At 42.9% G+C, this 24,109-nt stretch carries 31 protein-coding genes; 16 read left to right on the top strand and 15 right to left on the bottom strand.

The features are described 5' to 3' along the window. Nucleotides 1–51 precede the first annotated feature (51 nt). The 5 genes from BMX56_RS08615 to BMX56_RS08600 form a co-directional block, all read right to left on the bottom strand. Nucleotides 52–2,313 carry a multicopper oxidase domain-containing protein gene (locus BMX56_RS08615; protein ID WP_255369807.1) on the bottom strand — a complete coding sequence of 754 codons (2,262 nt, stop codon included), beginning with the start codon at nucleotides 2,311–2,313 and terminating at the stop codon, nucleotides 52–54. A 43-nt stretch (nucleotides 2,314–2,356) separates the two neighbouring features. Further along, nucleotides 2,357–2,866, bottom strand: coding sequence for a DUF3347 domain-containing protein (locus BMX56_RS08610; protein ID WP_090644524.1), 510 nt, complete (start codon nucleotides 2,864–2,866; stop codon nucleotides 2,357–2,359). Between the two features lie 302 nt (nucleotides 2,867–3,168). After that, entirely contained in the window at nucleotides 3,169–3,585 is a 417-nt protein-coding gene (locus BMX56_RS08605; RefSeq protein ID WP_090644520.1) for an HYC_CC_PP family protein, read from the bottom strand. 97 nt (nucleotides 3,586–3,682) lie between these two features. Further along, a complete protein-coding gene (locus BMX56_RS29835) occupies nucleotides 3,683–3,874 on the bottom strand; it encodes a hypothetical protein (protein WP_143065400.1) in 192 nt (63 codons plus the stop codon). A gap of 43 nt (nucleotides 3,875–3,917) precedes the next feature. Further along, entirely contained in the window at nucleotides 3,918–4,202 is a 285-nt protein-coding gene (locus BMX56_RS08600; protein WP_090644516.1) for a hypothetical protein, read from the bottom strand. Nucleotides 4,203–4,355: 153 nt separating this feature from the next. Here BMX56_RS08600 and BMX56_RS08595 point away from each other — a divergent pair, with 153 nt between their 5' ends. After that, entirely contained in the window at nucleotides 4,356–5,147 is a 792-nt protein-coding gene (locus BMX56_RS08595; RefSeq protein WP_090644511.1) for a CHAD domain-containing protein, read from the top strand. A gap of 77 nt (nucleotides 5,148–5,224) precedes the next feature. Here the strand turns inward: BMX56_RS08595 and BMX56_RS08590 are convergent, their stop codons facing one another. From BMX56_RS08590 to BMX56_RS08580, 3 genes are all read right to left on the bottom strand, one after another. Next, nucleotides 5,225–5,728, bottom strand: coding sequence for a GNAT family N-acetyltransferase (locus BMX56_RS08590; protein ID WP_090644507.1), 504 nt, complete (start codon nucleotides 5,726–5,728; stop codon nucleotides 5,225–5,227). A 96-nt stretch (nucleotides 5,729–5,824) separates the two neighbouring features. Continuing rightward, nucleotides 5,825–6,328 (bottom strand): peptide-methionine (S)-S-oxide reductase, encoded by a 504-nt coding sequence (locus BMX56_RS08585; RefSeq protein ID WP_090644502.1) that lies wholly within the window; start codon nucleotides 6,326–6,328, stop codon nucleotides 5,825–5,827. A gap of 66 nt (nucleotides 6,329–6,394) precedes the next feature. Then, the gene (locus BMX56_RS08580; protein WP_090644499.1) at nucleotides 6,395–6,760 is read right to left on the bottom strand and encodes a response regulator; all 366 of its coding nucleotides are present in this window, start codon (nucleotides 6,758–6,760) and stop codon (nucleotides 6,395–6,397) included. A 176-nt stretch (nucleotides 6,761–6,936) separates the two neighbouring features. Between BMX56_RS08580 and BMX56_RS08575 the strand changes: the two genes are divergently transcribed. Next, nucleotides 6,937–7,422, top strand: coding sequence for a CAP domain-containing protein (locus BMX56_RS08575; protein WP_143065399.1), 486 nt, complete (start codon nucleotides 6,937–6,939; stop codon nucleotides 7,420–7,422). A gap of 42 nt (nucleotides 7,423–7,464) precedes the next feature. Here BMX56_RS08575 and BMX56_RS08570 read toward each other — a convergent pair whose 3' ends face one another. Then, entirely contained in the window at nucleotides 7,465–7,776 is a 312-nt protein-coding gene (locus BMX56_RS08570) for a hypothetical protein (protein WP_090644491.1), read from the bottom strand. Between the two features lie 46 nt (nucleotides 7,777–7,822). Next, nucleotides 7,823–8,656 carry an SDR family NAD(P)-dependent oxidoreductase gene (locus tag BMX56_RS08565; protein WP_090644487.1) on the bottom strand — a complete coding sequence of 278 codons (834 nt, stop codon included), beginning with the start codon at nucleotides 8,654–8,656 and terminating at the stop codon, nucleotides 7,823–7,825. A gap of 371 nt (nucleotides 8,657–9,027) precedes the next feature. Between BMX56_RS08565 and BMX56_RS08560 the strand changes: the two genes are divergently transcribed. The 11 genes from BMX56_RS08560 to BMX56_RS08515 all read left to right on the top strand — a co-directional run bounded on the left by BMX56_RS08560 (nucleotide 9,028) and on the right by BMX56_RS08515 (nucleotide 16,313). After that, nucleotides 9,028–10,113: a Glu/Leu/Phe/Val family dehydrogenase gene (locus BMX56_RS08560; RefSeq protein ID WP_090644484.1), complete on the top strand. Its 1,086-nt coding sequence runs from the start codon at nucleotides 9,028–9,030 to the stop codon at nucleotides 10,111–10,113. Between the two features lie 48 nt (nucleotides 10,114–10,161). Beyond that, nucleotides 10,162–11,109 carry a transcription antitermination protein NusB gene (locus tag BMX56_RS08555; protein ID WP_090644481.1) on the top strand — a complete coding sequence of 316 codons (948 nt, stop codon included), beginning with the start codon at nucleotides 10,162–10,164 and terminating at the stop codon, nucleotides 11,107–11,109. An 85-nt stretch (nucleotides 11,110–11,194) separates the two neighbouring features. Next, entirely contained in the window at nucleotides 11,195–11,635 is a 441-nt protein-coding gene (locus tag BMX56_RS08550) for a DUF1573 domain-containing protein (RefSeq protein ID WP_090644477.1), read from the top strand. 18 nt (nucleotides 11,636–11,653) lie between these two features. Next, a complete protein-coding gene (gene yajC, locus BMX56_RS08545; protein WP_090644473.1) occupies nucleotides 11,654–11,986 on the top strand; it encodes a preprotein translocase subunit YajC in 333 nt (110 codons plus the stop codon). A 130-nt stretch (nucleotides 11,987–12,116) separates the two neighbouring features. Beyond that, nucleotides 12,117–13,064: a CdaR family protein gene (locus BMX56_RS08540; protein ID WP_090644470.1), complete on the top strand. Its 948-nt coding sequence runs from the start codon at nucleotides 12,117–12,119 to the stop codon at nucleotides 13,062–13,064. Between the two features lie 80 nt (nucleotides 13,065–13,144). Then, a complete protein-coding gene (locus tag BMX56_RS30100; RefSeq protein WP_177183755.1) occupies nucleotides 13,145–13,300 on the top strand; it encodes a hypothetical protein in 156 nt (51 codons plus the stop codon). A 1-nt stretch (nucleotide 13,301) separates the two neighbouring features. Beyond that, nucleotides 13,302–13,919, top strand: a complete 618-nt coding sequence (locus BMX56_RS08535; RefSeq protein WP_090644466.1) for a GNAT family N-acetyltransferase — start codon at nucleotides 13,302–13,304, stop codon at nucleotides 13,917–13,919. Nucleotides 13,920–13,924: 5 nt separating this feature from the next. Then, the gene (gene coaE / locus BMX56_RS08530; protein ID WP_090646144.1) at nucleotides 13,925–14,524 is read left to right on the top strand and encodes a dephospho-CoA kinase; all 600 of its coding nucleotides are present in this window, start codon (nucleotides 13,925–13,927) and stop codon (nucleotides 14,522–14,524) included. Nucleotides 14,525–14,576: 52 nt separating this feature from the next. Then, nucleotides 14,577–15,515 carry an MBL fold metallo-hydrolase gene (locus BMX56_RS08525; protein WP_090644462.1) on the top strand — a complete coding sequence of 313 codons (939 nt, stop codon included), beginning with the start codon at nucleotides 14,577–14,579 and terminating at the stop codon, nucleotides 15,513–15,515. Between the two features lie 12 nt (nucleotides 15,516–15,527). Next, a complete protein-coding gene (locus tag BMX56_RS08520; RefSeq protein WP_255369806.1) occupies nucleotides 15,528–15,794 on the top strand; it encodes a DUF5522 domain-containing protein in 267 nt (88 codons plus the stop codon). A gap of 69 nt (nucleotides 15,795–15,863) precedes the next feature. Continuing rightward, complete coding sequence (locus BMX56_RS08515; RefSeq protein ID WP_090644459.1) at nucleotides 15,864–16,313, top strand: MarR family winged helix-turn-helix transcriptional regulator; 450 nt, start codon at nucleotides 15,864–15,866, stop codon at nucleotides 16,311–16,313. A gap of 95 nt (nucleotides 16,314–16,408) precedes the next feature. On the opposite strand, the gene BMX56_RS08510 is transcribed toward BMX56_RS08515, so the two are convergent. From BMX56_RS08510 to BMX56_RS08490, 5 genes are all read right to left on the bottom strand, one after another. Then, entirely contained in the window at nucleotides 16,409–17,392 is a 984-nt protein-coding gene (locus tag BMX56_RS08510; protein WP_090644455.1) for an aldo/keto reductase, read from the bottom strand. 103 nt (nucleotides 17,393–17,495) lie between these two features. Next, on the bottom strand, nucleotides 17,496–18,572 hold the full coding sequence (locus BMX56_RS08505) for a family 10 glycosylhydrolase (RefSeq protein ID WP_090644451.1): 1,077 nt from the start codon (nucleotides 18,570–18,572) through the stop codon (nucleotides 17,496–17,498). Further along, on the bottom strand, nucleotides 18,565–19,698 hold the full coding sequence (locus BMX56_RS08500; RefSeq protein ID WP_090644446.1) for a carbohydrate-binding family 9-like protein: 1,134 nt from the start codon (nucleotides 19,696–19,698) through the stop codon (nucleotides 18,565–18,567). Before BMX56_RS08500 ends, BMX56_RS08505 begins: the two co-directional genes overlap by 8 nt. Beyond that, complete coding sequence (locus tag BMX56_RS08495) at nucleotides 19,698–20,102, bottom strand: EVE domain-containing protein (protein ID WP_090644444.1); 405 nt, start codon at nucleotides 20,100–20,102, stop codon at nucleotides 19,698–19,700. Before BMX56_RS08495 ends, BMX56_RS08500 begins: the two co-directional genes overlap by 1 nt. Nucleotides 20,103–20,342: 240 nt before the next feature. Further along, nucleotides 20,343–21,122: a hypothetical protein gene (locus BMX56_RS08490; RefSeq protein WP_090644441.1), complete on the bottom strand. Its 780-nt coding sequence runs from the start codon at nucleotides 21,120–21,122 to the stop codon at nucleotides 20,343–20,345. A 148-nt stretch (nucleotides 21,123–21,270) separates the two neighbouring features. On the opposite strand from BMX56_RS08490, the gene BMX56_RS08485 reads away from it, so the two are divergent. The 3 genes from BMX56_RS08485 (at nucleotide 21,271) to BMX56_RS08475 (ending at nucleotide 24,109) form a co-directional block, all read left to right on the top strand. Further along, entirely contained in the window at nucleotides 21,271–22,293 is a 1,023-nt protein-coding gene (locus BMX56_RS08485) for a sensor histidine kinase (RefSeq protein WP_090644437.1), read from the top strand. After that, nucleotides 22,286–23,065, top strand: a complete 780-nt coding sequence (locus BMX56_RS08480) for a LytR/AlgR family response regulator transcription factor (protein WP_090644433.1) — start codon at nucleotides 22,286–22,288, stop codon at nucleotides 23,063–23,065. Before BMX56_RS08485 ends, BMX56_RS08480 begins: the two co-directional genes overlap by 8 nt. A 174-nt stretch (nucleotides 23,066–23,239) precedes the next feature. Next, the gene (locus tag BMX56_RS08475) at nucleotides 23,240–24,109 is read left to right on the top strand and encodes a sterol desaturase family protein (RefSeq protein ID WP_090644428.1); all 870 of its coding nucleotides are present in this window, start codon (nucleotides 23,240–23,242) and stop codon (nucleotides 24,107–24,109) included.

Raw genomic sequence — 24,109 nt, 5'->3', positions numbered from 1 at the left:
TGATTATCAACACGTTGATATGTGATTAAAATCATTATGTTAATCTATATTTCAATAAGTTAGCGTTAACCCACCGCCAAGGCCCATATCGCTATCGTAATGCGATGATAAAGAGAAATATTTGGTAAAAATATACCGCATACCCACTGTGTACTCTTTATCGGTATTGCCCATCAGCGTAAACCTTAAGCGGCTGGTTAAGGGAATATCTTCCCTCCCCAATTGAAACCTGAATTTGCCATTGCCATCCACACGGGCGTCGGCAACAAACAACATAGGTAATATATACGATACCCCTGCAACTACGGTATGGCGATTGTTTTTATTGCTTTGCTGGCCAAACAGGTTTTTTTCCTGCTCGTTTATGTTTTTGTAATGGTAATCAAACCCTGCATATGCGTACAGCCATTGCATTTGCCCAAAATAGCGGCCTGCCATGGTTTCGCTTTCATAGCCTTTGCTGCCGTTTACCCCCAGGTGCCATAGAGTTGATAATTTCCACCGGGTATTGGCTATGCTAACTGTACCATCACTCCCATTGCTTTCCAATCCTATTTTGGCGGCCGGGAAAAAGCGGCGATCATCGGCGTATATTTTTTTTATGGCACTTGCCGGGTCGGGCAGTTCGGGGTTAGCCGGCGAATTTTCATAGGTAAATATGCGCCCCATCCCGCTCATCATATGGTAAAGGATATGGCAATGAAAAAACCAATCGCCGCTTGCCGTAGCCGCAAACTCAATGGTATCAGTTTCCATCGGCATAATATCCAGCGTGTTTTTTAACGGCGAATAATCGCCCTGCCCGTTTAGTACCCTAAAGTAATGCCCATGCAAATGCATGGGGTGGCGCATCATGGTATTATTGTACAAGATGATGCGCACGTTCTCGCCCTTTTTGATGAGTATCTTATCCGATTCGGAAACCGTTTTATTGTTTATCGTCCAAACATAACGGTTCATGTTACCGGTAAGGTTAAAGTGCAAAACCTTTAGCGGGCCGGCAGGTAAATTAGTGGGCTTAATGGCCTTTAACATCCCATAATTTAGGGTAACTATATCGGTGCTGCCCCCCATATCCATACCAGGCATATCGCTCATTTTTTTTGCGGTTGCAGTGGTATCATTTGGGGCTGTGCCGTCGCCGGTAATTTCGGGATACATTACGGTATTCATGTCCATTACCTGGTTGGTCATCACCATGCCATCCATTTTCTTCATGTTGCCATCCATGCCCATCATGTCGTTCATCATTTTCATGCCCTCAAAATATTTAAGCCGGGGCAGCGGCTTGGCTTTAAACTGCGGTCCACTTCCCAGCCATAATGAGGTTGACCGGGTGCGATCTTCGGATGTAGCCAAAAATTCAAAGCTTCCGTCGTTGGGGATGGTAACTATCACATCATAAGTTTCGGCTACGGCTATAATCAGCCTGTCAACAGGTACCGGTTGCACATCCTCACCATCATTAGCCGCAACGGTAATTTTGCCGCCGGCATACTTTAGCCAAAAATAGGTTGATGAACTGCCATTAATGATGTGCAGTTTCACTTTGTCGCCCTTTTTAAACCGGGGGGCGTTATTAACTGCTTTGCCATTGCTAAAAAAACGATCGTAATAAACATCGCTTACATCCATGGCCACCATTCGCTTCCATTCGTTGGTTAGCTTGGTTTTAAGATGCCCTTCGGCCACAGCTTCCGCATAGTTTTGGGTACTGCCTTTACGAATGCCGTACCAATCGGTTTGGTTATGTAATGATCGTTCTACCTGGTCGGGGTTTTCATTGGTCCAATCGCTCAGCAGTAAGGTGTACTCCTTTTGTTCGGCTGGCTGTTTGGGATGGATAATAAAAGCCCCATACATACCACTTTGCTGCTGTGTCATGGTATGCGAGTGGTACCAATAGGTGCCATGCTGCACCAGCGGGAACTTGTAAAAATGAGTTTGCCCGGCCTCAATTGGCGCAGTGGTAAGGTACGAAACGCCATCATAACGATTGGGCAATATAAGCCCGTGCCAGTGGATAGAGGTTTCCATCATCATTTGGTTATGCACATATATTTCGGCGGTATCACCCTCGGTAAACTCCAATGCAGGGGCAGGTATGCTGCCGTTAATGGCCATGGCGGGCCTTGCTTTGCCGGTGTAGTTTACGGTAGTATCGGCAATGTACAAATGATAAATTTCGCGATTGCCCACTTTGGTGTAAAAGGGTTTGCGCGGCTCCTTTTCGTCCATTTTCATAGCCATATGCTGTGCATAGGCCGAAAAAGACAAAAAGAAACTCAATAAAATTACTGTGGATCTTTTCATAATAAAAAATAAGCTGCCGGAATTATCCGGCAGCATTTAATAATTATTTTGTTGCAGGGCTAATGGTTTCACTAACCTTGCCGCAGGTAAGCATCATATTGCCATAATAAGGGTTTTTAATAGCTTCATCTGCCGATAGCCAGTAGCTTTTTTTCATGGGGCAATAGGCATAGTAAACAGGCTTATCGGTTAGTTTTACGGCCTTGGCCAGTTTAAAGAAGTTTGCCGAAAAATTGGCAAAATGTTCCCTTTGATGGGCTATGTCCTTACTTTCGGATATGTGCCTGGCATCAAAAGCCAGCTTTTCCTGCAAAGGCTTAAAAGCGGCAGCATCTGCAGCGGGCAGCAACTTTACATCAACCCCGTTAACAGCTTTTAAAAATTCGCCGGCACTGGCAGCGGCATCTGCGGTGTTTGATTTTACTAATGCATCTTTAACGCCGTAATAAGATGATAGTAATGTACTAAGCGCCGTTGCTTTGTTATCCTGTGCAAAAAGTTGCGGGGTAAATGCGGTTGCGATAAAAGCAACCAATAAAAATATCTTTTTCATGATTTTAGTAGTTTAATATAAACAGATCACCTGCCTTAACACTTGTTTCGGCAGTATTTTAAATTGTTGTTAAAAAGCTTTCCTTTTTATTTTCAGTACAAATTTAACCTAAGATCAGCTTAATCTTTTACAGTATTTGGTTTTTAAGTTATGTTATTTATTGATTTTGCCGCAGGTTAAAACCAGATTGGCGAACAGGCAAATGCCAAACACAAATGCATTAATGGCGGCAATTTCAACTTAATTCGGGCAAAAAATCGGGCAATAAAAACCAGGGCCGGTGGGTACGGCAAAAGCCCGAATCAGATAAGAAGAGTTTTGTTATAAATATAAATGGGTTGCGATGCCACAAACGGTGGCCCGGTGGCCCTTGGCCAGTTTTTTGTTTTGGCTATTACCTGCGGTACGTAAAACAGGTGTACTTTAACAGGTAACATTACTGCCGCCTGGCCAATTGAAAATTGAAAATCAAAATTGGAACTAAAATTTTCCTTTACCACATAGGTACCGTGATGGTAACAACAATTGCAGTTGCCACTTTTGCAGTCATCATCTTTGTCCTGATTTTCACCCTCGTCGTGATGCGATTGGTGCATTTGCCGGGACGCGGCCATATTAGTAAACAGGTAACTGGCTGTGCAATGCAAAAGGCAGGCATAAGCACCTGTTGTTAATAACAGGTAAAACGCGGTAAAAGCCAAAGCACAGATTTTTTTCATTTAGCCCCTGCTGTAATTATTGGTCAAAGGTATTATTAAAATAATGAATGAAATAAAGGTTAGTTAAATTTCACTCATTATCCTGTTAACATTGTTGTTATTTCTCAAACTCATCCGGGTTTAACTCGGGCTGTTCGGTTTCATCCGGCGGCAATTCATTTGGTATATTTTCCGGACCTTCTTCGGGCATATCAGGTTCACCGGGGTCGGTTGGCTGCCTTATTTCGGGCCTTTCGGGATTAACCGGCATTTCGTCGGGCTCGTTGGGCATTGTTCTTTTCTTACTCATGGCTTATATAATTTAAAAAACGCTTATCCTGTTTTTGTATTTTTTATTCGGCCTTAAACTGCGGATGCTTTACAATTTGCGCCGCAATGCTTAATAAGTCCTGGCCGGTGAAAGCACCCGGCCCATCAAAATCGAAATGATGATCGCTATATACTGTAATAGTACCCAGCAAGCCATCCTGTGGCACATCTACAGACCGCGATTGTTCATAACCTATCCAATCTTCGGCCTTATCGACTGCGTAAATCTTAAATTGATTAACTTTATCCTGCGGTTGGAATTTTAACAACCGCTGGCCCTGGCCAACACGAATTTCAAAAGCTTTCATTTTAATAGTAATTGTATGTAAAAGACATTTTTAAGTTTAAAAAGTTTCAAAAAAAACATCTCATATTACAATCAAAACCCGGCAATTGAAACATACAGGTAGTATACAAATTTACCCCTGTTATTAAAGGCCGTATTAAACCCGGATTACCAAATGAAAAAAAAGGACGAAAAGAAATATATGGAGCAGGAATGGCGCTCCATGACACATCATTTAAAAGCCTTTATAAAAACCGGCGACCAGGAAAGCCTGCACCATTTTCGCACAGGGGTAAAAAAACTAAGGGCGTTTTTTACTTTGACCGAAAGTGTTAAAAACGACCATAACCCAATCAAACTATTTAAACCGGTGCGCGAAATTTTTAAACAGGCCGGTGAGATACGCAACGCTTACATTAATATTCAGTTGGCCAAAGGCCAGCAAGCCATAAAGTTGGATTTTATACAAATCCAGGAACAGTTAATGGACACTTTAGCCGGGCAATTTAAAGCACAGGGGGCACAATTCCTGGCTACCTTGCGCAAGGCGCGGCGTAAAGTAAAAAAACGTATCCCCAAATTAAAAAACCTACATATCGGTTTATATTATCAACTGCAACTGGAAAGCATTACTGCTGGTTTGCAAACGCATCGTTTCGCCGAAGATTTGCACACCAGCCGCAAGCAAATTAAAATATTGATTTACAATTACCGACTTGTAAAGGGCCACCTTGACATGCCATTTAACGAAGACTACCTGGAACAAGTACAAAACGCGGTTGGCAACTGGCACGATAACAGCGTAACTATCGACCTTTTTGCCGCCGAAGCCACACAGGGCGAAACCGCGGTAGCGCTGCTTAAGAAACAGGCGGTGCAGCTGAAAAGACAGGTAACAAAATTGCTTAAAGGGTTTTATGACCGGGCTACAACGGTAACCGAATTGCCGTTGGAGCAGGTGAGTTAAGTAAATAGTACTGAGCCTTAAGTCAAAAGTTTAAATTTATCCCCTTTGACCTGGTACCTAAGACTTTCGACTAAAGGCTACTTCTTTGGATATTCGAAATACGACAGGGTAAGCCCCTCATACCTGTCAACCAGCCCCTGGTAGCTAAAGCCGCTTTTGAGCAGCACCGTTTGCGAGCCCTTATTTTTCTGGTCGGTAACGGCCACTACTTTTTGGGTTTGGGGCATAGTAAAAGCATAGTCAACCACCAGCTTTGCCATTTCGGTAGCATAGCCTTTGCCCCAATAGGGTGTAGCCAGGCTGTAGCCCAGTTCAATAACAGTATCATCACCCACATTAAATTCGCGCAGCAGGCAGCTGCCCATAAAGTTGCCGGTTTCGCGTTCAATAATGGCCCAGCGGTTAAGCGCGGCATCGGGCTGTGCCATGCTTTGCTGTAATAGCTCGCTATATTGTTCAGCACTGCGTACGGGTAAATATACATTCACTACCGGGTCCATATGTATGTTTACGTATGGCGCTTCGTCGGCAGGTATAAAGGCACGGATAATAAGGCGCGGCGACTCGAGGCTAAAACTCATGGCAATTCAATTTTAACAAATGTGCCAAATTTGGGAAGGAGTATCAAGTAGCGAGTATCAGGTATCAAGACTGAATACTTAGGTGTAAGGCCGACTTCAAAGGTGTATTAGCTTGCCGACATCTGCCTCATCTGCAAAACGTGCCAGCAGCACCCTCAATTTGGGGTTCACTATATTTTGGCAAAAAGGCTTATCGGGGTTACTGTAGTAGTAATTGAGGTAATTATCGCTGTTGAGCCGAAATCGTTTGAATGGGATAACTTTGGTGATGATAACGCCTTCAAACTCCGGTTGTAGGGCTTCAATGGCATTTTGAGCAGCAGTTGCGTGCCCTTCATTAAAAGTATAAATGGCCGACCGATATTTAGCCCGCATGCTATGGTTTACAGTACAGCTGTGCGTATATAAATGCACGGCAATAAGCGTTTGTAATGATATCGTATTCAGGTCAAATTCAACAATAACGGCTTCGCTAAAAGTGGAATTTTGGCCATCAGAAGCTATCCAGCCTTGCTTAACAGCCGTTACTCCTTTTAACGATAAAAAAATAGCTTCGGTGCACCAGTGGCAACTTCCGCCAAAACCTATTTTGCTGACCATTTTTTAGTCCACAAATTTAACAATCCGATGGGGCATACTCGCGGGATGTACAAAAACATACACGACCTAAGCCGCCAACTGGTTACCTACTTTTTGCAATAACGAATCGATATCAAAAGGTTTGGGGATAAAATCGTCAGGAGCGCTATTTTCGTAGCCATCCAGGCGCAATTCGTCCGAGCCGGAAATCAGGATTATCGGGATATGATTGGTTTCGGCACTTTCCTTTAGGTTTTTGCACAGGTCACGGCCATCCAGGCCGGCCAGCATTACATCCATCAGGATCAGGTCGGGTTTAAAGGTATCCATCGTCTGTTCAATCATTTCGCCGCTGGTAAGCGTCCAAACATTGTAGCCTTCTTCCATCAGTATGAGGCAAATGAGTTCAACCATTTCGGAGTCATCGTCGACAATTAGTATATTCTTGCTCATGGCATTGGTTATATATATCAGACAGTCTAAATTTCATGCCAATGGTTTTAGGTTGTAGCTCCTTTGTTTATTTTAAAAGAATAAAGAGCTTGACATTACTGTCGCAATAACTCCCGGCACCGTTGTTATTAACTTATTTTAAATTAAATTGGGGGCTTATTACCGGTAAACCTGGCATGCTGAATATTGTTAAGAAACTGATACTTCCCCTTGTATGCGTGATTGTACAGGGGACCGCCTGCCGAAAGGCTGTGCTGGCACCCGATAATCCGTCGAAAGCTAAATTATTGGATTTGGTGAACAACTACCGGGCGTCGGGCTGCACCTGTGGTACTGTTTATTATCCGCCGGTTAACCCCGTTGTTTGGAACGATACCCTACAGGTAGCCGCTCAAAGGCACAGTAATGATATGGACGAGAAACAATTCTTTAGCCATACCGGCAGCGATGGTACCAACACCGGCGACAGGCTGATGAGCCTAAATTATATTTTCTCTACCTACGGCGAAAATATTGCCGAAGGTTATGCCAATGAGGCTGATGTAATGGTTGGCTGGATTAAAAGCCCCGGCCACTGCCAAAACATTATGAATGGCGATTTTACCCAAATGGGTGTAGCCACCAGCGGGAAGTATTGGACACAGGTTTTTTCGGCACATTAGCGAAATGAGATACTATCGCGGGCCAACGGCAATCAGCACCGATCACCCAAAATAAGTCTCTGTTGATGCCACCAAATTCAACAGTTCCAATACCGGCTCTACTTCCAGTCCGCTTGCCCAAAGTTCATCGGCAAATTTTTTGAATGAGGCCAATGATTGCAGCACCTGGTGGGCTTCTTCATTTTCCAGCTGATCAAAATGCATAAAGGTTTTGCCATCGGGCAGCAGCCAGCAAGTGTATTTGATTCCAGAGTGGTTTAACTGCTTTAGTTCGGCAACAACGCCTGCTATATTGGCCTGGTTTATAGCTGCAAACTCTGCCCGGGTGGTGTATTGTACGCGTACTACTTTCATTTTTTTAATACTTTTTATGTTATCAAATTAGCCAACTTTTGGATTATTAGTCTTTGTCGAATTTGGGACGTGCCACCTGCCGAACTTCCGGGTTCGACCGATAGTTGAGGGCCGCCGTGGTGCCACCGGTTACATCAATAGTTACACCGGTTATGTTGCCCGCTAAATCTGACGCCAGGAATACGGCGGTATTGGCAATATCAGCCATGAGCGGCAGCTTTTTCAGCATCGTATCGGCCTTCATCTGTTTCAATACTGTGGCCATTACTTCCGGCCGATCTTCAATGGCATCCGCAAATACCCTGGAGTCTGGCGATCCGCCCGAGCGGATATTTACTACACGCACGCCATGCAGGCCTACTTCGGATGCCAGGTTACAGCTAAAACTTTCAACCGCGCAGCAGGCAGCGGCAAAACCGCCGGTGTACGGATAACCAATACCACCGGGCGTTGCAGTAAGCGACAGGATAACACCCGAGCCCTGATCCATCATCACCCTTCCTGCGGCAGTAGCAGTTAAAAACCGGGTTTGCAGGGTAGCGGTTACAGGGTTAACAAAATCATCTGCCGATAAATCAACCAGCGGAACACCCTGTTTAACATCAATCCCAACGGCATTAAAAGAGATATCCAATGTGCCTGCAATTTGTAAAACTGTGTCTATATGTTGCTTAACGGCGTTAGCATTAAATGCATCTACCTGCGCAACTTCGGCAAGCCCGCCAAGGGCAATAATATCATCGGCAACAATTCGCAGCGCGCCGACCGTACGGCCCGTTAAAAATACTTTTGCACCTGCCGCCGCCAGGGCTTTTGCAACCGCACCGCCAAGTGAGCCGCCTGCACCGTATATAATAGCATTTTTGTTTTGGAGTAACATATTAATCCGGGTTTTGAAACATACGCAATGGTGCACAGCAAATAACGCAAAGCAATGACCATCAATATACAAACCTAAAATTAAATATCCTTTTCAAGATGGGCTGTTACAGACAATTTCGGGGTGCATTTGCGACATACAGTATAATGCGTTACTGCAAGTATTCTTTAGCTATTGCCCTCGGGAAACTTAGGTTATCCTTGTACATACTGACTATAGTTTGCTTTAATAACATTTCGTTTCGGGTAATTGAGCCACCCTTATTTAACTTATGACTATGAACTAACTACTTTAGGCTTTAATAAACTTTGCCGTAACCAAAAAAACATCTACTTTTGTGCCGCCTTAAAACATTTACCATAGTATAACTAATGCCCGATCAACAATCACAACAATCCATTTTCAGCCAACTCGAAATTTTCGGGCATAAAAAAGTGGTGTTTTGCAGCGATCCGGATACCAATCTGAAAGCTATCATCGCTATTCATGACACCACCCTTGGGCCTGCTTTTGGCAGCACACGCATGTGGAGTTATAAAACTGAAGGCGATGCATTAAATGATGTATTACGCCTTGCCAAAAGCATGACATACAAATGCGCCATAGCAGGGCTTAACATGGGCGGCGGCTATTCGGTTATCATCGGCGATTCGCGCCGGGATAAAACAGAAGCGCTGATGCGTAAATTTGGCCGCTTTATAAAAAATCTTAACGGCGAGTTTATTACATCCGAAGATGTAGGCACCAATCCGCGCGATATGGAATATATCCGTATGGAAACCCAGCATGTTACCGGTATTCCGGAAACTCTTGGTGGCAGCGGCGATCCGTCGCCTGTGGCAGCTCAGGGTGTTTTCATGGGGATAAAAGCCTGCGTTAAAGAGCAATTTGGCACCGATACGCTGGCCGGTAAATCGGTAATAGTACAGGGCGTGGGCCATGTTGGCGAGCACCTGGTACGCCTGCTGCGCGATGAGAAGGTAAAAGTTTACATCAGCGATATCCAGGAGGAACGCGTTGGGCAAATAGCTAAAAAATACGGAGCCGAAGCAGTATCAAACAACAGTATTTTTGATATCGATGCCGATATTTATGCACCTTGCGCGCTGGGTGGCACGGTAAATACCCAAACCATCAATAAGTTAAAATGTAGCATCATAGCCGGATCGGCAAATAACCAGTTACTGGATGAATCGGTTCATGGTGAAATGTTGTTGAATAAAAATATACTATTTGCGCCTGACTACGTTATTAATGCCGGCGGCATTATTAATTGCTATTCGGAGTTAATGGGTTTCAGTAAAAAACGTACCATGCAGCTTACCGAGAATATTTACGAGGTAACGCGCAATATTTTAAAGCTTTCGAAACTCGAAAACATTTCAACTATCGTAGCAGCAAATAAAATAGCAGAAAAAAGAATTACGGATATTAAAAAAGTAAAATCGTCATATTAATTATAGTTTAAACCGCTGGCCATCTGGCCGGCCAAATCGTTCTTACACATGTTAAACAGAAGGCACCTACGGGTAAAAGTACTACAGGCATTATACGCGTTCCACCAATCGGACACTACCGACATTAAACAGTATGAAAAAAACATGCTGGGAAGCATAGATGAAGTTTTTGAAATGTATATCTGGATGTTATCGCTCATTTCAGAGGTGGCTAATTATGCCGCAAATGATAAAGAGGAGCGCGCCAACAAACATTTACCCACCGCCGAAGACCTTAATGCCAATACTAAAATTGTCAGCAACAGGTTTATCCTCTCCCTGAATGATAACCGGGATTATCTTATCGCCTCAAAAAAATACAAGGTTGACTGGGGTTTTGAACCCGAACTGGCTAAAACCCTGTTCACCACCCTTAAAAAATCGCCCGAGTACGCCGAATACCTGGCCAAAACCGACGACACCATCCAAACGGATAAAGACATCATTAAATTTATTTTCAAAAAAGTGATTTTAAAATCATCATTGGCCGAGCAGGTTTTTGAGGATAAATTCATTTTTTGGCCGGTAGACAGAGATGTTTTGCAAGCTTTGATTGCCAAAACATTTAAAAACTTTAGCAGCGAAGATTTTAAACAAAACCACCTTGCCGAAATTACCGGTAACTGGACCGAAGACCGCGAATTTGTAGTTGACCTTTTTGCAAAAAGCATCCGTTTTGATAAACCTTACCAGGAATTGATAGCCGCCAAAACAACCAATTGGGAACCAGACCGTATTGCGATGATGGATACCCTGCTGATGAAAATGGCCATTACTGAGTTTGTGAACTTTACCTCGATCCCGGTAAAAGTTACTATTAACGAGTACCTTGAAATTTCAAAGGAGTTTAGCACACCTAAGAGTAATTCATTTATAAACGGTATCTTAGACAAGATTTTGATAGACCTTAAGGCCGAAAACAAGATTAAAAAAATTGGCAGAGGATTGATTGAATAGTTTTGAGTTATAAGTATTGGGGTTTAAGTTACAAAATTTAACACCCGATTTTTAACAGATTTAAAATAAAAACCGACTATATAAAATGAAGAAACTGTTTTTAAGCTTAGTAGCAGCAGGTTTACTATTATCGGCCTGTAACCAATCAAAAACCGGCAGTACTGCGGCTACAACCGATAGTGCAGCCACAACCACGGCCAACGCGGCTAACGCGCCGGTAATGAAGTTTGAAAAAGAAAGCCATGATTTTGGCAAAATAAAAACCGGCGATAAGGTTAACTACGATTTTAAATTCACCAATACCGGCAAATCACCCCTCATCATCAGCGAGGCGCATGCTACCTGCGGCTGTACCATTCCGGAGTGGCCTAAGGCTCCTGTTAAACCAGGCGAAAGCGGCATTATAAAGGTTACTTTTAATAGTGCAGGCAAAACCGGCTTGCAGGATAAACAAATTACGGTTACTGCCAATACCGTACCAGCCCAAACTATGGTACACCTTATTGGCGAGGTTTTAACCAAATAATTTCAATTAATTTAAACAATGATAGCAACAATTTTTTTACAGGCCGCGGCAGGCGGTGCTTTTGGTAGCTACGGTACGTTAATACCAATGGTATTAATTATCGTAGTGTTTTATTTTTTCATGATACGCCCACAGGTTAAGAAACAAAAAGATCAAAAGAAATACGTAGATGAACTGAAAAAAGGCGACAGGGTTGTAACCACAGCCGGCATTCATGGTCGCATCATCGACCTTAACGACACTACCTTTTTGGTTGAAGTTGAAAACGGAAAAATCCGTTTCGATAAATCGGCAATATCATTAGATGCGTCAAAAGCGTTGAATACACCGGCTGTAGCTACAAAAGCTTAAGGCTGAAGGCTTAAAGCTTAAAGCTCTAAGCAAAAAATAAATAGCAAAATGATAGCTAAAGGTTGAAAGTAACTAAATGCGATGCGTTTTTTGGCTTTCTACTTTTAGCTTTCTGCTTTAAGCTAACAACATGGCAATAGTAAAACTATCCACAACAGAACGGCGGCGGCTATCAGTATTTTTTACCTGCCTTGGGCTTGCCATTGTTGCCTGGATTTTTACAACGCTATCGAGCCCGTTGCCTTTTGCGGTTAATGAAGCCCTTGTTTACAAAAACTCGCCGCAAAAACGTGCTTTCCACCCATTACAGGCCGATAGTGTGAAAGCTACCATACAGGGTACGGGCTGGCAAATGCTGTTTTCGAAATTGAAGCCCGAAAACAAACCCATTATTGTTGATTTGGCACCGCTGGACACCCGCAACTATGTTGTGCTTAGTTCTCAGCTAAAGGTTATCAATTCAAAGCGGGACGCTAACCAACAAATTACAGCTATCGACCCCGACACACTGTATTTTGATTTTACCAACCGGCTTACCAAAAAAGTACCTGTAAGGGCTTTGTTAGGTATTGAATATCAAAAACAGTTTGCCATATCGGGCAACGTATCTATTAAACCTGCCTATGTGACCATAAGCGGCCCTGCCGATAGGCTGCAAAAAATAGGCGAATGGAAAACTGATTCTATAAAAGCCGCCGATGTAAATGAAACCATCATCACTCGAATTAATTTACAGCCTGTAAGCGAAGGCAATTTAACCATATACCCCAAAAATGTACAGGTGATTGTCCCGGTGGACGAGTTTACCGAGAAAACTTTGGATATCCCGGTTAAACTCATCAACAACCACAATTACGACAACGTTAAGGTGTTTCCTCAAAAAGTAAAAGTAACATTTACCACATCGCTAAACCGCTACAAGGATATGAGTGACGACCTTTTTGAGGCTACCGCCGACCTTGATCTTTGGCGCGATCATGGTTATTCAACCCTACCGGTACAACTGACACGCTTCCCTCCTTTTTGTAAAATAGTAAGGGTAAGCCCGGCTAATATTGATTTTATCATCAAAAAATAAGATTAACAGACTGGTTGATAAATTTCAGCTCGATTTTTTTATAAAAGTATTATCTTTGTATATTACAAAACAATAAAAATATGGCAATAGCAATCAAATCGGTTCCTGTCCTCAAAGGGGATGTTGCTAAAGCTTTTATAAACAAAGCGGATGCTAACTTAGATAAAAAATCGACTGTCGATTTCTCTAAGGAGGTCTTGATCGCGCATAAAATTCTAAGTAAAGCGAAGAAATAAATTGCTCAACTTCGAAGAAAACTTCCTTTTTGAAAAGTGTTCTTTTAAAGAATATACTCCATCTCTTTTAGAAGGCTGTAGCCCGTTTGATTGCGGGCATAAAGATTTAAATTCGTTTTTTAAAGATGACGCTTTTAAATTCCATGAAGAACTATTAGGAAAAACCCATTGTTTTACTTTAGATAACGATCCCACAATAATAGTATGTGCCTTTACAATCTCCAATGATAGTGTAAAAGCAAGTGATTTGCCCGGCTCAAGGAGAAAAAAAGTAACGAAATTAGTACCGCGAGAAAAAGCGCTTAGAAATTATCCAGCGGTTTTAATAGGTCGACTTGGCGTTAATGTTAACTACAAGGGAACAACGGTAAGTCGTGAGTTGATGCAGTTTATTAAATCCTGGTTTATAGATCCGGAAAATAAAACAGGGTGCAGATATATTGTTGTCGATTCATATAACGAGCCTATCCCATTACATTATTACACAAAAAACGGATTCGAAACAATCTTCAGTACAGAAGATCAGGAAAAAGAATATTTGAAGATAGCGCAAGATCAACGGTTGAAAACGCGGTTAATGTATTTTGATCTGATTGTTTTAAGAGCCGTAACAACTTGAACATCATGCTTAAAATTGGTTTAACAGGCAATATAGGCAGCGGAAAAACCACTGTAGCAAAGGTATTTGAGCTATTGGGTGTACCGGTTTTTTACGCCGATGACGAAGCAAAAAATGTTATGGTTACAGATGCTATACTGATTGATGCCATAAAGCAAACCTTTGGTGCTGAATCTTATTTTGCTAATGGTTCATTAAACCGCAAACATATCGCGGCCATTGTTTTTAATAACCCGGCAGAGTTAGAGAAACTTAACGCATTGGTACACCCTGCCGTTTTCAGGGCTTTTGAAGCACTTGAGGCGAAAGCAAAAGATGCCCCTTATATCATTCGCGAGGCGGCTATATTATTCGAAAGCGGTTCATACAAAACCTGCGATCGTTCTATCATTGTAACCGCTCCGCTGGATAAACGCATAGCCCGCGTTGTACAACGCGATGGCATTAGCCTTGATGAAGTTAAAAAGCGCGAAGGCCGCCAGATGCCCGAAGACGAAAAGAAAAAACTGGCCGATGACGTAATCATAAATGACGATGGCCAGCTGGTAATTCCGCAGGTAATTGCCCTGCACCAAAAATATTTAGCCCTTGCCCATAACTTATAATGAATTAAACATTAGCTTTTAGCTGTACGCCTTAAGCTTTTAGCTCTTGAAAATGATACTCGACGATTTTGTACTTATAGACAATAAAGGCCTTTACTGCAAGTATGGCGATTTTTACCTCGACCCTAAACTGCCCGCTAAAAATGCAGTTGTTACGCATGCCCACGCCGATCATGCCATCAGCGGCAATGCCGATGTGTATTGCACCCGCGCCACGGCAACTATAATGCAGTTAAGGTATGAACGCACTGCCGCAAAAGTTTTCCATATTGTACCCTTTAACCAGCCTTTTACAATAGGCAAGGTGCAAATTACTTTTATACCCGCCGGTCACATGCTCGGTTCGGCACAAATACTTATGGAGTACGAGGGTACGCGTTACCTATACACAGGCGACTACAAACTACAACACGATGCCACCTGCGAACCTATAGAGTGGGTAAAAACTGATGTACTGATAACAGAGAGCACCTTTGCCGACCCGGCCGTTATACATCCCGATCCGGTTGAGGAAATTAAAAAAATCAACGATATCAAGATCAATATTTTGCTGGGCGCTTATGGGCTGGGCAAAAGTCAGCGGCTTATTAACCTGATAACCGAGCACACCCCCCGGAAAAAAATCCTGGTGCATCATAAAATTATGCCTATTAACGCCATTTACGAAAACATGGGCTACCGCCCCGGTAAATACCAGGTTTATGGCCGCAAGCTAATGAAGGTGCAGGATGAGTTTGTATATATAGTGCCCCCATTTACTTTTGATAGCTATATCAGAGCCACGGGTGTAAAGCGATTATTTGCATCGGGTTGGAAAAACCTGCAGGTAAACAGCCAGGATACGCTTTTTATATCCGACCACGTAGACTGGAATGATATCCTGGAAACCATAACCCGTACCCAACCCAAACAGGTATGGACCCTGCATGGCGATGGCCGGCATTTGAAGAATCATTTTAAAGATGAGATTTTTGTAAAAATACTCAATTGATGATGTGCAGATATGCAGATTTCAAATGTGCAAATGTTGGAATCATACGCACCTAAATTCTGCACATCTAAATTTCGCATATTTAAATTCAAACTGATGTTGAAAGAGGGCATTGATTATTATATTAATGAAGATGGCAATTTTGTTTTTACAAAGCACTATCATTTAACGCGCGGCTATTGCTGTAAAAACAAGTGCCTGCATTGCCCCTGGGACTATGGCAAACCCCAAACAAATAGCAGCAAAATTGACCCGGAGGACAAGCTTCAGCAAAGCTAATAGCTGATTAGGGTACCTCAATTTTAAAAATAAATAAACATATTTGTACTTTAGTTATTATAAACTATTATGCGGATAGACGACGAAATACAAAGCAACAAATTTGAGGATAATTACCATAAAGTAGTTATCAATATTGCCTATACTTCAGGGTGGTTAAACAATGCTTTTCGTTGCCATTTTGATAAGTACAATCTAACCCAGCAGCAGTTTAATATCCTGAGGATACTAAGGGGGCAGTACCCAAAACCAGCTACGATTAATTTATTAAAAGAAAGGATGGTTGATAAAATGTCTGACGCCAGCCGCATTGTTGACCGCCTGATCCAAAAAGAACTGGTTTCGCGCTGCACCAATAATAAAGACCGCCGGGCTGTTGATATCCGCATAAGCGACCTTGGCCTGGAAACCCTTGCCAAAATGGACGAGGAATTTAAAACCCGTAAAGTTCTTGAAAATAACCTCACCGCTGATGAAGCTGCTCAGTTAAGCGATTTGCTGGATAAGTTGCGGGGGTAGCAGCCCCATCCAAACCCTCCCCGGAAGGGAGGGCTTTAGAAGATTTAAAGTCTCCCCCTTCCGGGAGAGATTTAGAGGGGGCTTTTAAAAGAGGGCTAATAATGTCCTCTTATCTTTCCAATAATTTCCGCATTGTACAAGCTCCTTAGTTGCTGATGAATATGGGCAGGCAGCGGCTCCAAACCAGATGCCCCCACATTACTATCAACCTGCGATACTTTTGATGCGCCGGGGATAACAGTGGTAACTTCCGGATGATCCAGTATCCAACGGATAGCCCATTGCGGCATATTCCCCTCAGGTAATATTTGTTTTATTTGTTGAGATAGCTTCAGCCCTTCGTTAAACTCGATACCCGAGAATGTTTCGCCGGTATTAAAGGCCTCGCCATTGGCGTTATAATTACGGTGGTCATTTGCGGCAAATTGGGTTTGCCCATTAAATTTACCGGATAATAGCCCACTGGCTAAGGGGACCCTCACAATAATGGCAACGTCTTTTTCCTTTGCTTTGGCAAAAACCTCGTCGGCCACGTGTTGCCTGAACAGGTTAAATATGATCTGTAACGATGCCAGGCCTTCCTGCTCCAGGCATATAAGCGCCTCCTCGGATGTTTCTACACTGGCGCCAAAGTGTTTAATGAGGCCTTGCTGCTGCAGGGCACGTAAATGATCAAATACTTTACCCGATTTCATTTCGCCTGTAGGGATACAATGCAATTGCTCTAAAAATAGTTGTGGCACATCCAAATGCTTCAGCGAGTCTTCCACATTCCGTTTCATTATATCGTAGGTAAAGTTTTGCGGCCAGCCGTTCGGGGCATCGCCGCGGCGACCCAGTTTGGTAGCAACAAATACTTCCTTATCTGTTGTTTTTAAAAACCTGCCGATAACGGATTCACTTACACCCATGCCATAAACATCGGCGGTATCGATAAAATTACCTCCTGCATCGGTATATGCCTTCAGTATAGCAAAAGCATCCTCGTCATTTACATTACCCCAATCTGCACTGCCCAGTTGCCATGTGCCCAGGCCCACTTCGGCTATAGGGGTATTTTTAAAATTTCTGTAGTTCATATCGTAATCACCAATTATAGTGGAGGCCAAACTTACGAAGTTTTAGAAACTTCGTAAGTTTCTAAAGACCAATCTGCACATCTGAAATCTATAATCTGCACATCTACTTACCCGTTTCCTCGTGCAAAATATCCAATATAGTTGGCGTCACCTTACCAAAAAACGAAATCCCGGCAGCACCATTCTTTAATGCGTACTGTATCCCGGCGCGCACTTCGTCGTCATTTTTAAAATCGGATATATATAAGCCTGCATACAGCGGGAATTTTCCATCCAAAAAGTGTACGCCTTCGGCCACGGCGTCACCTATCCAGCTTACCCCCTCTTTATAAAAGCCATGATAAATCATGGGGCAAACACCATCCAGGTGAAAATTTGTCCAGTCCTGCCTAACGTTGCGGCGCGCAACCTCGGGCGTTGGGAACACGGCAGCGGTTATAGCTTTTTTATGTTGTTTAGCCACCTCCGAAATTTTGTTGACCACCCTGATAATATTACCATACCTGAACAACCGCCACGAAAGGCTGGCATCCAGGTATTGTATTGCTTTTACATCCTGTCCATACTGTTCTTTAAACCTGGCCTGGCAAACATCGCAATAGCAAAAATCATATTCGGGCAATTCTTTGGTTTGTTCAATTTTGTAATGGTCCCAAAGGTTCACCGGCAGTACAACATCGCAATAACGCACATAATCCAGGTGAATGCCATCTACATAATCTAAAGCCAATATCTTATCAACGGTAGTAGTCAGGTAATCCTGTACTTCGGGGCGCGATGGGCAAAGCCAGCGGTAATAAGTTACGTAGGGTGGTTTATCGGCACATGAATCGCCGTTGCGGCTTTTGCTGTACCACTCCGGATGCTCGGTTAGCAGTTCGGCACGGTTAAAAGTCCATATCCAGCGATGCGCCTCAATTCCGGCAGCTTTGGCAGCGCGAAAATGCCGCTCGCTGTCGTTTTCAAAAAATATTCCTGTTATACCTTTAGCTTTATAAGCTGCATAATTAGTTTTTAAATCCTCATCCGTATCCTTTAGATTAGGATTTATCCATATCCAGTTTTTCTTTTTATTTTTTTTCATGCCCGCGGTATTTACCGGAGCGGCAGTGCTTAGCAATGGCAACTGGGCAGCAACACCGGCCAATAAACCGGCTTTTAAAAATTCGCGCTTATTCATGGTATATCGGGTTTAATTGCTCTATAAAACCTTCGTGGTTTATGGTATAGGTGTTATTTGTATTTGCGTCGGTAATAAAAGCCTCAAACTGGTTTTGAGTGCTTTGCAGCTTTAATTTATTGCTGATACCGGCAATATCGTACTTACTTTTAATACTCAATTTGCCAAGCGACGAGGTATATGCATGATGTTGCCTGTACCATTGTTTTTCACGGTAATAAACCAGCCAAAGATATTTCTTTTGTTCCTCGGCATAAGGCATAGTAAATGCTACATCATCGGCCTCATGTGTGCTGAACAAAAGATACCCCCAATGTTCGGGACTGTGCATGGCAATCTCGCCCTGCGGCGACCATGACCAGTTATGTTCCGGGAGATCGCGCCCGGTAGAATCCTTCAGTTTTACATTCCGCCCTTCTACAATTTTGTTATCATACTCCACCCGCGAAAAATTTATCCGGTAAATGGTGCCATTTTCAGGAACCTGCGATTTAAATCCCATGGTAATGGCACTAAAAGGGATAGCCATTTCTACCGTCCAGCCGGCATCTGTGTCCGAAGCATTGTTGAGCGTGCCCTGCACCTTAACTGCCGAACGCAGGCCGTTAGCATCCCAGCCTATCAAACCGCCTCCCCTATTGCGATATGGCTTATTTAAAAACAAGTCGAAAATGGTGTTCAGCGCGTTTACTTCAATTTCGTAATAGGAATGGGTTGTTGTGGATGGGTCGATAAATAATTCAAAATCGTTATCGTGATACACAATATCATCGTGATTTTTTAAAGTGGCCCATACCTGGGGCTCTTCCAAGTGGGCGGCTATATACAAATAGTTGTTATCCCAAAGCATTTTCACCTTGGTTTTGTAAGGCGGTTTGGGTTTTAGGTCGCCTTCAATATCAGCAAAATTATTTGTCCATTTTGCTTGCTGCCAAACTGCATCATTAATATCGCCGTCAACTACCGGGGCGTTTGTTATATGCCTTACCAAGTAGTTTTCAGGTGTCGCAAACAAATTCTCCAGCCCGGCAAATGGCGATTGGGCCTTAGTTATTTGAGGACCAAATAACATGGATATAAGAAACACCGTTTGTATCCGCCTGCTGATTGGAAATAGTGTGGCCATTAACTGCCCAGTTCTAAAATACGGTCAAACTCCTCGCGTTTTAATGCCATTACCGAAAGCCGGCCTTGCCTTACCAGTCCAACATCCTTCAGTTGTTCATCGGCTTTTATTGTCTCTAATGTTACCGGCTTCTTCAATGTTTCTACCGGCGAAAGATCAACCACCACCCAGTTTGGGTCTTCGGTTGTGGGGTCCTGGTAGGCTTCTTTAACTACTTTGGCTATACCCACTACTTCCTTGCCATCATTACTGTGGTAAAACAACACCAGGTCGCCCTCCTGCATCAATCTTAAATTATTGCGTGCCTGGTAGTTGCGTACGCCATCCCAAAAGGTACGGCCATCTTTATTAAATTTTTCCCAGCTATATTTTACGGGTTCGGATTTTACTAACCAATGCTGCATTTGTACTTAAAATATGTATACCGTAAAGATGTTAAAAAGCTGCGATAAGTTAAGTGGACTTTTGTAAAAAGATGAGAAAAGACTCACCTGAATAGGTTGTATCATAAATTATCATCCGCCTGTTTTTCTTTGATTACCCGAGTATCTGGTAGAGATCATCATAATCACAATGGCCGTTTTTGCCACGATCAGGATTAAAGACGCACCGGAGCATTAATTTGATTTGCAACTGCATGTTCTCTACCGTGCCAGCACCTTCGGCGAAATAATTATCCCCGTTGAATCGTCCCAGTGAAAGATGATCTGTGTGGCCGTAACTTCCATGCTGCCTACGTAATCATGGTCAATATCCTGGCCAAAGCCCGCATAAAACCCATAGGTACCCTCTTTTAACACGGGCTGGTAAGATGCATAATTATAGTGCCCCGTTAATACCGCAGTACCGGTACAGGCTGTATTGTCGAAGCTTTTTATAGATGCCCCAATGAAATTGATATAATACTTATCATGTAACGGGTACGGCATATAAATACTATAGGTAAACATAAAGTTGGTACAATATTTTTTTTGGGTACTAACCGTAAACGCCAAGTATGCCGAGTCGGACGTAGCACTTTTTACATACTGCGGCACAAAGGTGATTTGCTCACCTTTATCGAACGGAATAAAATACACCGGGGGTGCATATACCGAATCGATAACCGTTATCACTATACTTTTCGAGGTAATATTGTTATTTTTTGCGCTGATGGTGTAGTTTCCGGCTTTGGTGAACTTAATTCGGGCGGCATTTTTTACGGTGCGCAAAGTATCAAAACCCGCGGGGTTCACCACCCAGGTAACCGTTTTAGTGCTATCGGCTCCTACCAGCAACATCGAGTCGGGTTCGTTTATTTTTATCCTTAACTTACTAATGGCAATTTCTCCCACAGGGGCGTTAGGCTCGCCATTCTTTTTGCACGAGGATACTGTACAAAAGGCCAGCGCCAATATGGCAAGGCACAATGATAACTTTCTCATTATAACGGATATGGATAAACAAATATAAAGAAATTAACTATAGATGTGGGTAATAATTTTGAGAGGACGGGAATGCCTTCGCCCTCCAAATTTTCAGCTTCACCCAAATTTTCTGTTGCCTGTAGCTATCTTTAATTAGATTTACCTGATGGAAAAAACCGGGAAACAGTTATGGTTTTACTGTTCGCTGCTGATAGCCGTAATGCTTAATAGCGGGAGGTTGCTCGCCCTGCGCGAAAATGGCATTGTGGCCCATTACTGGCGATTTAACGCTGCGGAATTTGCCTACCAATTATTGGCGCAGCTTGGTTTCTGCTACTTCTTATTCTCGCTCAATTTGGGCTGCGGCCGGTTGGCAAGGTATCGCGACAATAACAGATACCTGCGCTATCTGTCGCTCAATTTTTTAATTGCATTTGTTGGTATGGTGCTGATAGGCGGCGTGCAAAAACGGGTATTTAGCTTTAACCCCAACCAAATAAGGGGCGCCTTTTGGCTGGGATATTTAACCCGGTACGCTTTAGCAGCTTTACTAATTGGTATTATTATAAAGATAGTGCTGCTGCTGCGCCAAAACAAACAACAGGCCATTGAAAACGAGCAACTTAAAAATGCATATACCACAGCCGAACTGGAGTTATTAAAAGAGCAGCTTAACCCACACTTTTTATTTAACTCGCTGAGCAGTTTATCGGGCGTGGTGCGCGAAAACCCGGCCCTGGCACAGCAATATATCAAACACCTGTCGTCGGTTTTCAGATATACATTAATTAAGCCTGTCAGCAATCTGGTTACTATAAAGGAGGAATTAACCATAGTGGAATCATTTGCGCAGTTGTTAAAAATGCGGTTTGAAAATGCTTTTGAGTTAACAATTGACGTGGGCGATATCTTCCTGCAATACAAACTGCCACATTTATCGTTACAGCCTTTGTTGGAGAATGCGGCTAAGCACAACGCCGCTACCTTAAAAACGCCATTGCAGGTAACCATTAAAATGTGCGGTGACGAATTATCTGTAAGTAACAACCTTAACCCGGTAGATGCAGATGGCACCGGCACGGGCCTGTCTAACCTTAACCAGCGCTACAAAATATTGATGCAACGGGAAATAGACATTGAACAAACTACCAGCCATTTTACAGTTAAGCTCCCTTTGAAACATGAATAAACTACGTGTTGTTATAGTTGAAGACGAACCTGTTACTGCCCGTAACCTGGCACATGTGCTGCAAAACCTTGATGACAATATAATTATTACGGCATCCCTGCCCGATGTAAAAGACGCGGTGGAATGGTTTAATGCCAATCCCGATAGTTACGACCTTGTATTTATGGATATCCGCCTTGCTGATGGCGTATCCTTTGATATTTTTAAGCAGGCCGAGATTCTGAAACCGGTAATATTTGTGACGGCTTATAACGATTATGCCATTCAGGCCTTTAAAAATAATGGTATTGATTATATTCTTAAACCTTTTGATGAGGCCGAAATTGAGCTGTCGCTAAGCAAGTTTAAACGCCTGGTAGTGCAAGGGCCCAAAAACGATGCGAACCCATCCTTTGAGCAACTGCTGCAACAGGTAAAAATATTGGCAAAACCGCATAAAAAATCATTCCTGGTTCATTTCCGGAATAAGCTGATCCCGGTTGAAACCGCTAAAATTTCCTGGTTTTATACCGCGCATGAAATAGTATACGCCCAAACCACAGACGGCCAACAATACAACATCGAATTTACAATGGAGCAACTGGAGCAACAGTTGGAGCCCGATATGTTTTTTCGTGCCAACCGGCAGTTCATCATCAACCGCAAGGCGCTAACCGAAGTTGACTTTTATTTTAACGGGCGCCTGTCGCTGAAAATGAAACCCGAACCACCGGAGAAAATCCTCATCAGCAAAGCAAGGGTGCCGGAGTTTAAAAAATGGGTAGATAGCTGATATTTTTGATTTCGGATGTTCGATTTCGGATTTATCAAACGGAAATAACGAGTACAGTCACTTCGGCCCCCGGTTTTTCAGCTTCGCCGGGTTTCATCAAACTTAAGCCGCATTTTCTGGTCAACTTTATATTGTCAATCAAAAAACGACAAAATAATTCAAACGACTAAGAAAATGAAACATCAAATTGGCCCATACCGCATATACATATTATTATTTCTGGCACTACTTGTAACGGCCGAAATTATCTGGAACTGGAAGAAAGATAAAAACGTTTACGACGTTAAAGAAACGTTTTCAAACCTGTATGTTTTTGTTGGCTTCCAGTTCTCCAAATATATCTTCGCCGGCTACCAGTTAGCCGTACTTGGCTTTTTTGCCAAATTGGCGCCCTTCACATTACCCAGGAATGGCTGGGTTTTCCTGCTCACTTTTTTTACCGCCGATTTTATCTACTACTGGTTTCACCGCATCTCTCACCATTGGAAACCGCTTTGGGCATTCCATCTTATCCATCACTCGGCCATGCACATGAATCTTACGACAGCTTACAGGCTTAACTGGTTTTCGGCAATTGTTAGTCCGCTGTTTTTTATTCCGGCAGCATTATTGGGTATGCCAACAGACTTTATTGTGATATCGTATGTACTTAACCTGGCTTATCAATTCTTTTTACATACAGAAGTTGTTGGCAAATTGGGCGTGGTAGAACATGTAATGGATACACCATCATCGCACCGGGTGCATCATGGCAGCAATCCTGTTTATATTGATAAAAACTTCGGAGGGGTTTTCATCATCTGGGATAAATTATTTGGCACTTATCAGCCCGAAACCGAAAAGGTAAACTATGGCCTAACCACCGGTTTTGTGAGCAACAATCCATTTGTTTTGGTTGCCCGCGGGTTTATAGATCTGTTTAAAAATAAAAAGCTTTCTGAAATGAAGAGCTCCCCCAGGTACAATCACCCTCAAAAAGCCGGTGTTAGCCAAGCAAAGCTATCAGCAGGTAATACCCTAATCGTAGAAAATCAAACCGAATAA

It is taken from the genome of Mucilaginibacter sp. OK283 (assembly GCF_900110415.1).
GTDB lineage: Bacteria > Bacteroidota > Bacteroidia > Sphingobacteriales > Sphingobacteriaceae > Mucilaginibacter.
Note: the sequence above shows the minus strand (reverse complement) of the source record. Positions and strands in the feature narration are given on the sequence as shown.